Here is a 12167-nt window from a genome sequence, read left to right on the forward strand (position 1 = left end):
AAAGCAATGGATTTTAAAATGTATCAAAGCCGATTAAGCCTATTATCTGCACGATTTAATTTAATGGTGTGTTTGGTATTTGGTTTATTAATCTCCAATATTGGATTGTCCTGTTTTGTTTATTCAGCATTTAAACATCATACCGTAGAGATTACTCCTTTTTCAGGAAGTCCTGGTTATCTCAAAAGTGCTTCATTTGTTGACAGTCATTATTTAAGTTTAATGACGGAGAATTTTATCAATGAGCGTTTGAACGTTAGCCCTGAGACCATAGATGCCAATCACAAGCGCTTACTTTCTTATGTGAGTCATCAACAGTATCCCTATTTTTTAAAATTGCTCGCACAAGAAGCCAGAGTGATTAAAAACAAAAAAATGTCCTCTGCCTTTGACATCACAGAAATTATAGTCAATCCCAATGAGCTTTATGCCGTGGTGAGTGGCACGTTAAAGCGTTATGTAGGAATTAAAGCAATTTCTGATATCCAAACAACCTACAAATTAGTATTTCAATATGTTAATGGCCGTTTATCAATTATTCAATTTGCACCAAAGAAGGAGAGCGACCATGCTTAAGGGGCTGGGTGTCATTTTGGCACTGGTATCACTGAATGTTGTGGCAAGTAACACTATCCCTATCAAAGACAACAGCGACATCTCATTAACGTTAAGCCAGGGAAATTACAACCGCATTTTAGTAAAGAATGACAAAATCATAGAAGCGGTGTTTCCCGAAAAGACAATGGCGATTAAACGTGATGAGCAGGATGGCTCAGTTTATATCATGTTGGCAGCAACGAATCCTTTTACCTTATTTTTGACTACCGAGGCAGGACGTCATTTTTCTCTAACATTAACCAGCGAAGAGTCATTAGGTAAAACCATTGAATTGATTCCTCAATCGCCTCACTTAGCAAAAGCGACTCCACCAAAAGTAAAAACAAATTTAACAAAGATAACTCATGAGGCTGTTCCAGAAGCAATTCTAGCACTGCTTAACGCTATGGAACATCACAAACCATTTACCGATGTAGTGGTAAAGCGCCAATTTGGCAAAGCAGAGCGTTGGTCGAAAGGGTTAACCCTTTTACCTAAAGATTATTGGAATGGAAAATTGCTTCAAGGAGAAACCATTGAACTTTATAACGCAGGTAAAGAGCCTTTAACATTGTCAGAGGCTTGGTTTGCCAAGAAAGGTACGCTTGCCATTAAATTTTCTAAGTCAACAATTAAGCCTAAAGAACATGCCATGCTTTATCGTGTTCAAGGAGTAAACCATGGCTAATTGGCAACTCAATCTCATTATTAAAAGTCGCCAAGTTCGGACATTGATTGTGGTTGGCAGTGCTATTTTACTAATCCTTGCAATCTTGGTTTCATTGTATGTAGAGGGCCGTCCTAAAAAAACTCCTGCTATCGAAAAACCAGTAGATATCACAGGTATTGTGGATGAATCATTCACCGAAGCTGTAGCCGATAATGCACTCACTGTCCAACAAACCGAGCTTGAATCACTCAAAAAGCAAATTAGTGAATTAACCTCCAATATAAAGAAGATGAGTGAAGAACAGCAAAAGCAATTAAGGGCACAAAAAGAAGAATTAACCGCGCAAATTTCTACAATGGTTTTAGCACATCAGGAAAAAGAAAAGGGTTCTGAGCTACCACAGAACCCATCCCAAGAATTAAAAGAAGTACGAAGTTCAGAGTTTTGGCATCATCCTAACACCTATGCCATGAATGGTGTCAGCAAATCAATTTCAATGGCTTTAGCTGATGGGGCACCACGTATTCATACTGTGTCATTTCATAAGAAACATCGTAATAAAAAAATTCACCCTAACACCTATTTAAACCCAGCCCATTACGTGCCCTCCAACACTTCAGTGCGCGCTGTTGTTTTAGGAGGGGCGGATGCAGATGCATCGGTTAATGGTCATTCAAAAAACAATGGCGTCATGCTCTTTAAATTTCTGGAGGATGGAACATTGCCAAATGGTGCACGTTCTCGCCTTCGAGGATGTCGCGTCAGTGCGAATTCTTATGGGGATATTTCCAGTGAGCGTGCTTTTGCAACGCTTTATCGTTTGTCGTGTGCTCATCATGGTTATCCCATCATTGATAAAGAAGTAACCGGCTGGGTGTTTTTTAATGGCAAAGTGGGAATAAAAGGCAAGCCCTTGATGCGGGATAACAAAGTGATGACCTGGGCAGGAGTCAGTGGTGCCTTATCAGGTATTGCGCAAGCGGCGCAGTATGCCCAAAGTATACAAAATATTGGTCCCTATGGTGCGACTTCCGTTGTTCCTTCAAGTCAAATTGCCCCATTTGCAGCCTATGGCGGTGCGTCCAAAGCTGCAGATACTTTATCGGCCTATTACGTCAAACGAGCCGAGCAATATCATCCCGTCATTCAAGTAGGCTCAGGCAATGTAGTCACCATTGTCTTTAAAGATGGATTTTATTTAGAGCCTGATGAAGACAAAAGCCAATATGCCATGGGTCAAGTAAAGAGAGAAGAAGAGTCACAAAGATTAATCGCATCCAATAATGATGACAGTTCAACTGAAATGAATTTTACAGTACCGCCAGAAGTCCTAGGGAAAATTGACCATGCGAATACCTTAACTGCAAATCAAATAGGAGGATTGCCATGAGTCAACTAAACAAGATTCTAATTACCTTAATTTCTTTTGGGTTAGCCGCATGTGGCCCCATTAATTCTAACTTTAGTTGTAATGCGACTGCAGGGGATAGTTGTTTGACGATTGAGCAAGTCGATGCCATGACACGATTCGCCGACGATTCAAGGCCTTTAAAAAATCAAATCAACGCAAAAAAAGAACCTCTTATCAAGCCTGGAAAAAGAGTCACGCAAAGTAATGGGCAAGCACTTTGGCTAGCACCGACAGTTAAGGGGCAATCATGGGCTTAAAACTCAATCAATTGCGAGATAAAGCACGTGAGCTAGCGCATCGTGCAAGCCACAAACTGGGGGAAACTGCAGGAATAAAACCTGACTCTTTGCAGCATCACTTTAAAGCATCTGAAACCTGTGCTTTAGATTTACCCTCCATAACCAGTTTGCTTCCTTATGAAACAGTGAGTGAGGAAGGATTTTTTATTAATCGAAACTCTGCAGGGTTTGGAATTCGATTAATGCCTATGGCCGGAGCAGATGAATCTTTAATGAAATCTTTGGCGGAACTATTTAAAAACAAACTCACAGAAGGCACCGATTGTACCGTATTGCTGTATAAGCATCCCTGGCTTGCCCAAAATTTGCAACACAATTATGCGCCTATTTTAAAGCAAGGTGGCATTTATGCAGAGCTTGCTCGTCAAAGTTTGAAATACCATCTTAATGCCATTACCAAGGGTTATAAAAATGGCCGCAATGTCCCAGCCACGTTGTCGGATTGCCAAGGTTATCTGTTCATTTCAAGACCTAACGAACCAGAAGTTGAAAGCACGCTGCGGGTACTTCGAGAAGAGTTTGAATCCGAACTCAAAGTGGCAGGATTTAGTTTGGCACGCTGTGATGCAGACGATTTTAAAATATTAATGCGTGCTCTAATGTCACCGAACTTTAATGAGCTGTCCTGGCCAGCCATCGAGGATTCATCACCTTTTATTGCGAAGTCCATTCTTAATCCCACTACCGTTTATGAAATTGATGATGAGGCGATTAATCTCTCCATCGCCGATGAGGAAGGAATTATCCAGAACTCAAGGGTGGTCAATTGTGAACTTAGTAGTTTTCCTAAAGCTCCTTTTGCGTTATGGCAAACGCCTGATTTATTTGCCAACCTTTTAAAGTCGGAACAAGGCATTCAGTGTCCCTTTCTGCTTTCATTTACCGTTCGCGGTGTGAATCAAGAAAAGATGAAAGCGCAAGCAAAAAAAAGAGCCAAATCGTTAACTGCCAATAATAATGCCATTCAATCCTTTATTAATCCGGGTATTAAAGAAGAAGCTGCAGAATGGCAATTTGTGCATGAGCATGCGTCCAAAGGTGAATTACATCTTCTGCCTACATTTTACAATTTAGTGTTGTATACGACAGTTGAAAAAGAACGCGAGCATGTGGCCAAAGCAATTGCAAGTTTTAGACAAATGGGATTTACCTTAGTACAAAGCCGTTGCAAACAATGGCTGCGATTTTTGGCGAGCCTTCCTTTTATGCTGACTGAAGGTTTTTTTTCAAGCCTAGACCTTTTAGGCATGACTAAAAAACTAAGCCATACGAATGTAGCTAATCTTCTGCCCGTAGTTGCCGATTTTAAAGGAGCACGACAGGGGCTCATTGTACCGACCTATCGGCATCAGTTGTTTTATCTAGATACCTTTGATGACCGAGTTTTACCCATCACCAATTTTAATCGCTTAACGGTTGCAAGCCCAGGCTCTGGTAAATCCTTTTTTGAACAAGCACAAATTCTTGATGGCTTATCCCGTGGCCAGCACATTTTTGTCATTGACTTAGGGGGATCGTACAAGCATTTATGCGAGTTAGTTGGGGGAAGCTACATTGATGCCTCCACATTGACCCTCAACCCTTTTACGCTATTTGATTTTGATGGAGTCACCGAAATTGATGGCGAAAAGGTGAACGACTCCATTCAAATTAGGGATTTATTAGCCATTATGGCAAGTCCCAATGAGGCTTTAGGAGAGGTCCAAAAGGCATGGCTTTTGGATGCAGTGCTTACCTGTTGGCAAGAACATGGCCGGCAAGCCAAAATGGATGATGTGCTCAATGCGCTGCGTGGACTGCTGCAAAAACCAGAATCCAGAAATGACCGCAGATTAAAAGATTTGCTCATTCTGTTGGATAAATATGGCAGCCAGGGAATCTATGGCAGGATGTTTAATAGTGATACTCCACTTTTAGATAACTCTAATTTTGTGGTGCTGGAAATGGGCCAACTTGAGAGTAATCCAGAGTTACTCACTATCGTCATGTTTGTGATGATAGTAATTATCCAAGGGCAGTTTTACCATTCCGACCGCAGAATACAAAAACGCTGCATCATAGACGAGGCATGGCGTTTTCTGGCTGTAGGCTCTAATCCAATTTCTGCAGGTTTTATTGAGCAGGGGTTTCGTACAGCGAGAAAACACACCGGTGGATTTGCCGTAATTACCCAAAATCTTGCCGACACTATGAATACCCTTCAGGGGCAAGCCATTGCTGCAGCAGCAGATACCAAAATCATCATGCGCCAAGGAGCATTTCGTGAGTATGTTGAGAAACATCCGGACCATTTTAGCCCTCTAGAAGTTTCAATGATTGAATCCTTTGGGGAGGCAAAAACCCAAGGCTTTTCTAATTTGATGATTCAGTTCGGTAATGTGACTACATTTCATCGTTATTTTTGCGACCCATTCTCAAGAGTATTGTTCTCCACATCGGGCGATGAATTTGGAGGAATCGAGTCCTTAATGAATCAAGGGATATCCCTCACGGATGCGGTTTATCAAGTAGCACAACATCACTATGGAGATGAATTATGCGATTGATTCATGCAGTAGTCGTCAGCGCTGCCGTAATGCTCTTTATTGGTTTGCAATTTTGGAGTTCACCAAAAACCAACATTGTACTTTTTGATTCTGCAGCGATTCAAGCGCAATTAGTCAGGCAATTAGCAGAACATCAAGCCAATGAGAAACAAGTGAGCCAGACAACCCAGCAAGTTAAGAAAAAATTGCACATGCTGTTAACACAGTATGCTAAGCAACATCACGTCATAATTTTTGACCAGCGTGAAGTGCTTGCGGGTGGTGAAGACATTACAGCCGAGATTGCTAACAAGCTCAGTCAGACGATGAGGAGGAGCTCATGAGAAGCGTAATACTGCTGGGTTTCATTATGATGGGTTTTTCGAATGCTTATGCCAAATCATTTGGTGTAGTAGGAGAGGTTTTTCCCATTAAGGAAAAGAGCTTCTTAGAGGTGATTGAAGAACGGTTACGTGCATTAACTGTTAGTGGTGAATTGGAGGCATTAAAGCAGAAATGGATTCATGCAGCAGCTCAACACGCAAACAGACCGACTGCATTAGATTTAAAACGCACTCAACAAACACTCAAGCATTACTACGCGCCAGAAATCACTTTAAGTCAGGATATAACCGATGCTAAAAGCAAGGTGCTTTACCCTAAGGGAACTGATGTCAATGCGCTGGAGTACATGCCGACGTATAAACCTTGTTGGCTGTTTTTTAATGCAGATGATGAAGCACAGATTCGTTGGGCGATGCTACAAAAGAATCAATGCCCAAATCCAAAATTGATTTTGACAGGTGGCGCGATTCACAGCACCGAAAAGAGACTCAAGGCAGTGACTTATTTTGATCAGGGAGGCCGAATTACACGAAAGCTTGATATAAGGCATGTGCCAGCGCGAGTAAGCCGCGAAGAAAATCAGCTTCTTATTGTTGAAACAGCAATTAAGGAGAGTGGCGATGTCCTTTAAAGTCCTTCTTTTCGTAATCTCTTTCGCTTTTTCTTATACAGGATGGAGCAAACAATGCACGGGGCATTTCGTCAATCCGATTCGTGATGTGTGTTGGCGATGTTTATTTCCTTTGTCGATTGGCAACATCAAGGTGGTCAATTCATCTCTTCCTGATACCGACAATGCAACAAGTCCCGTAGGAATATGCCCAGGTCCCTTGGGTTTACGTGTCGGGTTGAATATCGGCTTTTGGGAACCAATCGGATTAGTAGATATTACCGATACTCCCTATTGTTTGGTTAATCTTGGAGGCATTAAGCTCAATTTGGGGTTAAAGCACAATAGAGGAGGGCGTCATGTGGTAGGCCATGGCCAGCAACGCGCCTTTTTCCACGTGCACTGGTACAAATATCCGCTGATTAGTTGGCTAAATCTCCTCACCTCACTAGGTTGTATGCAAGGAGGTGATTTTGACATTGCTTACCTCACGGAGCTTGATCCTACCTGGCAAGACTCTGAAATGAGTTTTGTCTTAAGTCCTGAGTCGGTGCTGTTTGGAAATCCGGTGGCAGCAAGCGCATGTGCCGCAGATGCCATTTCTTCGACATTAACCAAAAAGCCGATAGAGAGCCTTTTTTGGTGCGCAGGTAGTCAAGGAACACATTATCCGTTGACTGGACACGTCAATGCGTCAATTTCTCCAGTGCAAACCGCGCTGCTTTTGACAGAGCGCATGAATTACAAAATGCATCGCGAATTTTTAGTGTCTGATTCAAGTCCTGCGTCGGGTGCGATTTGCAAAGAACATTACTATACCGTAACCCCTAAATCCCGCTACCGCTATGAAATGGTGAATCAAGTCGCAGATGGCAAACATTGCTATCCAGGAGGCTTAAGCACTTTGGCTTGGGAGTTCGGAAAAATTAAACCGCATACGCCCGACCAGTATGGATTTTTAGTGTGGCGAAAGCGCAACTGTACCTTCATTTAGATGGAGATTGAAATGCTAAGAAAAGGAATTATTTTGTTACTGGGATGCCTTACCAATACAGTACTTTTTGCGTCAACGGTATCAGTGTTTGTTAGTTTTTCCATGCCGGATAACTTATTGGAAGAAACGCTTAAAGAAAGTAGCCGTTTGCAGATTCCTGCTTATTTAAACGGACTTTATCATGATTCAATGCAAGACACTGCACTCAAGGTGATGGAATTAAGTAAGCATATCCCAAATTTAAATTTAGCAATTGACCCCACCTTATTTGAACGTTTTGGTATCCAGCAAGTACCCGCACTCGTTGTTGATGAGGGGAAAACCTTTGATGTGATATATGGTCATTTGCCGCTACACGAAGGATTATCACGAATTGCAGGACGTGGAGATACTCGCTTTTCAATGAGCGATGTCCGGAGGATAAGCGGTGAGTAAATTCATCTTAATGTTATTTTTGAGCGCGTTCATTACCGCAATCGTTGCTCAAACCCAATCTGATGCGTTAAAAGCGCGTGATGAGTCAATGCAAGCTTTGAATGGATTTAATCCTGCAAGCGTATTGAAGGGATATACACAAAACCCGAAGGAGACGAGCCTTCTCCCGCAAGAGGGAACGAACACTTTGTCCTCTACAGGTTTAAATGCACTGTCCAAAAATCCGGAAGCTTTAGAGGTTTATCAACACGCAGGCACCCGCACTAAAGGGCGCTACAATCCGAATAGCCCTGAGATGCGTTATGCCGAGAAATTACTTGAAAGTCCAGACAGCGCGGTAAATGGAGTCTGCTATAAAGAGCCAGGCTTTTGTGAATCCACACCAGAGACCAAAACCTGCGAAGAAACTATGGGCTACAAAAATATCTCATGTGGCGAAGCGCTTAAGGTAACACTAAAACCACTCACGCAACAGTTTACTCGCGAAGTCATGTTTCCTCGTGGAAGCGCAACCTTTCATTTAGCCCAATGTGGTAAACACAATAAAGGATGCAGCAAGGCAAATCTTGCCGAAATACACCCTGCCTGTGAAGCATTAAATCTTGTGGTGATGTATCACAATAAAGTGCTGCAACTCATAAAAATGCCTACCTGCAAAGACCCTACAGTCACAGTATTCTTAGGAAAAGTAATCCAAGCACCTATACCCCTTAAGATGATATTAACGCAACAGGTGGGTGAAGAGTCTTGGGTTACTCAAGTCTGCGACAAGAAAATTTCAGATTCTTGTATTTTGACGAACAACAATTCATGTCTAGATCCAAATGCCACAAAAATCATTGAGGGTATTGCCATTACCAGACCATGCTGGGGTCATGCTTCGAACTATCAATGCTCCTATTTAGAAAACAGTTATTGCATGCATTTGCTGCAGGCTGGCTGTTCGCAATTGAGTTCACAGTGTCTTAATGCGTCCAATGGATTGTGTACTCGATTTCTACAAACATTTTCATGTATGACTCAGGTTTGTTTCCCAGAAAAAACCATTTGTCCTGACAAAATACCCTGTAGCGATGGAGCGTGTGACTTATCTTTTGAAGAAGAAAGCGATGATGTGGCGGAAGGATTGTCCCGCCTCGGGGCTCTTGCCGGTGTGGCATCCGATGTTGCAACCAAGCAAGTTCGCAGTGGGATTCCTGCCATTTTTACTGGAACAAATTCAACCTGTCGCAAAGTGGTTGCCAATACACGCAATTGTTGTCATGGCAGTCACCAAATGACCCATTGCAGTGAAGATGAGAAGCGACTTGCCAAAGCCAAGGAGGAAGGCAGAGCATATAAAGTAGGGACTTTTTGTGCTTTAAAAAAGTTAGGGCTTTGTCTCGAGGAAAAAGAATCGTGGTGTGTTTTTCCCACAAAATTGGCCTCCATCCTGCAAATCCAAGGGCGATATTATCAGTTAGGTATTCACTTTGGCTGGGCCAAAGATGAAGACAATAAAGCCAATTGCCGTGGCATCACCCCAGAAGAACTGGAGCGTATTAATTTTTCTGTTTTGGATTTATCCCCCATTACCCAAGAGCTGATGAGTCGCAAAGTACTGCCAAATGATGGGCAAGTATCTGCGGTCAATCAGTCCCATATTGAGCGCTTAAAACAGATGGGGCGTGCACATGATTAAATGGGGTATTTTTCTTTTGCTATTCCATAATTCGCTTGGTGTATTCGCTGAGAAACCGGTCGGTTTTCTTTGGTACAGCATTGAAAAGGAGCAGAAAAAATCGAAGCAACCCAGTTCTCGAGGCAAGGCTTTTAATCAACTTAGCTTTACTGAACGTGATGCAGTGCTTCGCTTTTACACCATGGAAGCCTTACATAAAGCACGATATACAAAGAAGGTTGAAGACATGCGTGTTTTTTTAAGGCTGCAAGATTACTGGCTTAAAGAATCCACGCATTTTAAGCAGCTTTTTCAAAAAACGATGTTGGCTTATCCTGAGTACGACTATACGGTAACTCACCCTACGTCCAATCTTGGCGCCAAAATTACGGATGAGGTGCGCGAAGAGCAGCGAGTCGAACTCATCAAAAGGCTAGCCAAATCCCATGGGCTATTATTCTTCTATCGGGGAAAAAGCCCCTACGATATAAAACAAATTCCTATTCTTGTAGATTTTTGTCATCGTTTTCATTTGACTTTGATGCCTATTAGTATCGATGGAACCATTTCATCTCAATTACCTCATTCAAAGATTGATTCAGGCCAGGCAAACCATTTGGGTGTACGTTATTTTCCAGCAGTTATTTTAGTCAATCCAAAATCTAATAAAACAGAACCAGTGGCATATGGATTAACTACTCAGGATGTATTGATGGAGCGATTAGCCCAGGTGGCAACCCAATTTCAAGGAGTACAGGTATGAAAGGACGTATGCTTATTATCCTAATGATGTTACTTAGTCGTTCGCTTAGTGCAGCAAATTCCGATTGGCTCACAACAACGATTGCTGCAAAGGAGCAGGGGATAAAACCACAAATATTTAGCCAACCTCAAACGAAAGCACAAGTCTTTTTTAAAGAGCATGGGCTCATTTTCTTTTATGCAAGCTCTTGTCCTTATTGCCAACAATTTGCCCCTATTCTTAATTCATGGGCAAAACACAATAAAATAAAGGTACTTCCCTTAGCCTTTGATAACCAATCCTTGAGCGAATTTCCCAACTTTTTACCTGCTACCACCGAATGGATTAATGCAGCGTATCAAGAAAATCCGATTCAGTATCCTGCTTTATTTGTGGTAAATCCAAAAACAAAGAAGCTCTATCCCGTAGGGTTTGGGGCAATGACACACGATGAGTTGAGTGGCCGCTTAGAGCGACTCATCCCAAAAATTATCGCTTATGAGCAAAGTGGAGGCATGCATGACTAAAGGATTTGGCTATCTTTTACTATTGGTTATCTCAACGGGCCATGCCAGCGTGAGTACTGATTTAGATAATTTCTTCAATGGCATTGGCTATGCATCCAACATCACCTCACCTGCAGCGTTTGAATCCCAAGCCGCAGGTTTTTTTGGTGGCGGCTCACTCTATGCCCGCAACCAAGTTCGCCAATATCAACTGGTGCAATTAGATCTTCCAAGCTATCGCGCAGGATGCGGAGGAATTGATTTGTTTACAGGGAGCATGAGTTTTTTAAGCGAACAAAAGCTTGTGGATTTAGGCAAATCAGTAATGACTAATGCAGGGGCTTATGCCGTAGATGTAATGCTTGCTTCCACGGTGCCCGAACTCAAACAAGTTAGAGATTATCTGCAACAACTCGAACAAATGGCCAATCAAGCGAGCATCAATTCCTGTCAACTCTCACAAAATATGGTGGGCGGGGTTTGGCCTAAAACCGCTGAGAGCCAACAAAAAATCTGTAAAGACCAAGCTGCTATGGGAAAAGAAGGTTTATTTAGTGATTACGTCAAAGCACGCATGGCGTGTTCAGGAACTGGATTTGATAACGTCATGAGTAAGGCATCAACTGACCCCGAACGAAAAAAACAGGTGGTGCTCAACAAAAATTTAATTTGGTCCATTTTACAAGCAAAATCATTTTTAAACTCAGACCGAGAACTTGCTGAAATGGTCATGAGTCTTACGGGAACCCTCATTATCGATGGTCAAGGTAAAGTAACCAATGTACCCTCACTTGCCTCTAACCCCACTTTAATTAATGCATTGATTGGGGTAGGAACCACCCATCAAGCCAAAATATGGCGTTGTAAGGATGCAGGAAGCACGGGTGCATGCTTGCAAGTGAGTCTTCAAGATATTTCGATACCCGAAACGGCAACGCTCACTTACAAAGTACGTGAGATTATTCGCACCATTAACTCAAAACTAGTTAATGATGAAAAGCCAGGAACGCGTGAGCTCAATTTCTTAAGTATGACTTCATTACCAGTTATGAAGTTTTTATCCGTTCTAAACAGCATGCATTATGGCAGCACGACTGTGGATATTGAAGAGTATTCCATGCTTATTGCTCAAGATTTGCTGACTAATTATTTAAGCGAATTGCTCACCGAAGTAAGCCAAGCTACGGCAGGTTCTGAACTCAATTCCGATTTACTAAAAGAAATTCAGAAACGTATCAGTCAGGCAACAACATTAGTGACTTCAATCGATCCGAAAGTAGGGCATAAGCTGCAGCAGAAATTAGCGTTGGTGGAGCGCATGGCACGCATTGAAAAGCAAGTCGCTTCCAGCATGAATAGTGTAGGAGCATAAA

13 protein-coding genes are annotated in these 12167 nt (G+C 42.2%); all 13 read left to right on the forward strand.

Translation table 11 applies throughout. The annotated features are described in order from the left end of the window. The first annotated feature begins 6 nt into the window (after positions 1-6). From traE to FOLKNPGA_RS08505, 13 genes are read left to right on the forward strand one after another with little or no spacing between them, the layout of a single operon-like run. The gene (traE, locus tag FOLKNPGA_RS08445; protein WP_182352614.1) at positions 7-576 is read left to right on the forward strand and encodes a type IV conjugative transfer system protein TraE; all 570 of its coding nucleotides are present in this window, start codon (positions 7-9) and stop codon (positions 574-576) included. Continuing rightward, positions 569-1285 carry a type-F conjugative transfer system secretin TraK gene (gene traK / locus FOLKNPGA_RS08450; protein ID WP_182352615.1) on the forward strand — a complete coding sequence of 239 codons (717 nt, stop codon included), beginning with the start codon at positions 569-571 and terminating at the stop codon, positions 1283-1285. The genes traE and traK overlap by 8 nt, the downstream gene beginning before the upstream one ends. Further along, positions 1278-2657 (forward strand): TrbI/VirB10 family protein, encoded by a 1380-nt coding sequence (locus FOLKNPGA_RS08455; RefSeq protein ID WP_182352616.1) that lies wholly within the window; start codon positions 1278-1280, stop codon positions 2655-2657. Before traK ends, FOLKNPGA_RS08455 begins: the two co-directional genes overlap by 8 nt. Then, positions 2654-2935: a TraV family lipoprotein gene (locus tag FOLKNPGA_RS08460; RefSeq protein WP_182352617.1), complete on the forward strand. Its 282-nt coding sequence runs from the start codon at positions 2654-2656 to the stop codon at positions 2933-2935. Before FOLKNPGA_RS08455 ends, FOLKNPGA_RS08460 begins: the two co-directional genes overlap by 4 nt. Next, positions 2926-5523 carry a type IV secretion system protein TraC gene (gene traC, locus FOLKNPGA_RS08465; protein WP_182352618.1) on the forward strand — a complete coding sequence of 866 codons (2598 nt, stop codon included), beginning with the start codon at positions 2926-2928 and terminating at the stop codon, positions 5521-5523. The genes FOLKNPGA_RS08460 and traC overlap by 10 nt, the downstream gene beginning before the upstream one ends. After that, positions 5514-5846, forward strand: a complete 333-nt coding sequence (locus FOLKNPGA_RS08470) for a TrbI F-type domain-containing protein (RefSeq protein ID WP_182352619.1) — start codon at positions 5514-5516, stop codon at positions 5844-5846. The genes traC and FOLKNPGA_RS08470 overlap by 10 nt, the downstream gene beginning before the upstream one ends. After that, positions 5843-6478 (forward strand): type-F conjugative transfer system protein TraW, encoded by a 636-nt coding sequence (traW, locus tag FOLKNPGA_RS08475; RefSeq protein ID WP_182352620.1) that lies wholly within the window; start codon positions 5843-5845, stop codon positions 6476-6478. Before FOLKNPGA_RS08470 ends, traW begins: the two co-directional genes overlap by 4 nt. Then, positions 6468-7451, forward strand: a complete 984-nt coding sequence (traU, locus tag FOLKNPGA_RS08480; RefSeq protein WP_182352621.1) for a conjugal transfer pilus assembly protein TraU — start codon at positions 6468-6470, stop codon at positions 7449-7451. The genes traW and traU overlap by 11 nt, the downstream gene beginning before the upstream one ends. Positions 7452-7463: 12 nt before the next feature. Then, complete coding sequence (gene trbC, locus FOLKNPGA_RS08485; RefSeq protein ID WP_182352622.1) at positions 7464-7886, forward strand: type-F conjugative transfer system pilin assembly protein TrbC; 423 nt, start codon at positions 7464-7466, stop codon at positions 7884-7886. Further along, positions 7879-9567 carry a conjugal transfer protein TraN gene (traN, locus tag FOLKNPGA_RS08490; RefSeq protein WP_182352623.1) on the forward strand — a complete coding sequence of 563 codons (1689 nt, stop codon included), beginning with the start codon at positions 7879-7881 and terminating at the stop codon, positions 9565-9567. The genes trbC and traN overlap by 8 nt, the downstream gene beginning before the upstream one ends. After that, entirely contained in the window at positions 9560-10309 is a 750-nt protein-coding gene (gene traF / locus FOLKNPGA_RS08495; RefSeq protein ID WP_182352624.1) for a type-F conjugative transfer system pilin assembly protein TraF, read from the forward strand. The genes traN and traF overlap by 8 nt, the downstream gene beginning before the upstream one ends. After that, a complete protein-coding gene (gene trbB, locus FOLKNPGA_RS08500; RefSeq protein WP_182352625.1) occupies positions 10306-10815 on the forward strand; it encodes a type-F conjugative transfer system pilin assembly thiol-disulfide isomerase TrbB in 510 nt (169 codons plus the stop codon). Before traF ends, trbB begins: the two co-directional genes overlap by 4 nt. Then, positions 10808-12166, forward strand: coding sequence for a conjugal transfer protein TraH (locus FOLKNPGA_RS08505; RefSeq protein WP_182352626.1), 1359 nt, complete (start codon positions 10808-10810; stop codon positions 12164-12166). Before trbB ends, FOLKNPGA_RS08505 begins: the two co-directional genes overlap by 8 nt. The last annotated feature ends 1 nt before the right edge of the window (position 12167 follow it).

The organism is Legionella sp. PC1000, from assembly GCF_014109805.1.
Lineage (GTDB): Bacteria > Pseudomonadota > Gammaproteobacteria > Legionellales > Legionellaceae > Legionella > Legionella resiliens.

Excerpts from the sequence above, each read along its gene's own strand:
- traE (WP_182352614.1), top strand. The coding sequence starts at position 7 with ATGGATTTTAAAATGTATCAAAGCCGATTAAGCCTATTATCTGCACGA.
- traK (WP_182352615.1), top strand. The coding sequence starts at position 569 with ATGCTTAAGGGGCTGGGTGTCATTTTGGCACTGGTATCACTGAATGTT.
- FOLKNPGA_RS08455 (WP_182352616.1), top strand. The coding sequence starts at position 1,278 with ATGGCTAATTGGCAACTCAATCTCATTATTAAAAGTCGCCAAGTTCGG.
- FOLKNPGA_RS08460 (WP_182352617.1), top strand. The coding sequence starts at position 2,654 with ATGAGTCAACTAAACAAGATTCTAATTACCTTAATTTCTTTTGGGTTA.
- traC (WP_182352618.1), top strand. The coding sequence starts at position 2,926 with ATGGGCTTAAAACTCAATCAATTGCGAGATAAAGCACGTGAGCTAGCG.
- FOLKNPGA_RS08470 (WP_182352619.1), top strand. The coding sequence starts at position 5,514 with ATGCGATTGATTCATGCAGTAGTCGTCAGCGCTGCCGTAATGCTCTTT.
- traW (WP_182352620.1), top strand. The coding sequence starts at position 5,843 with ATGAGAAGCGTAATACTGCTGGGTTTCATTATGATGGGTTTTTCGAAT.
- traU (WP_182352621.1), top strand. The coding sequence starts at position 6,468 with ATGTCCTTTAAAGTCCTTCTTTTCGTAATCTCTTTCGCTTTTTCTTAT.
- trbC (WP_182352622.1), top strand. The coding sequence starts at position 7,464 with ATGCTAAGAAAAGGAATTATTTTGTTACTGGGATGCCTTACCAATACA.
- traF (WP_182352624.1), top strand. The coding sequence starts at position 9,560 with ATGATTAAATGGGGTATTTTTCTTTTGCTATTCCATAATTCGCTTGGT.
- trbB (WP_182352625.1), top strand. The coding sequence starts at position 10,306 with ATGAAAGGACGTATGCTTATTATCCTAATGATGTTACTTAGTCGTTCG.
- FOLKNPGA_RS08505 (WP_182352626.1), top strand. The coding sequence starts at position 10,808 with ATGACTAAAGGATTTGGCTATCTTTTACTATTGGTTATCTCAACGGGC.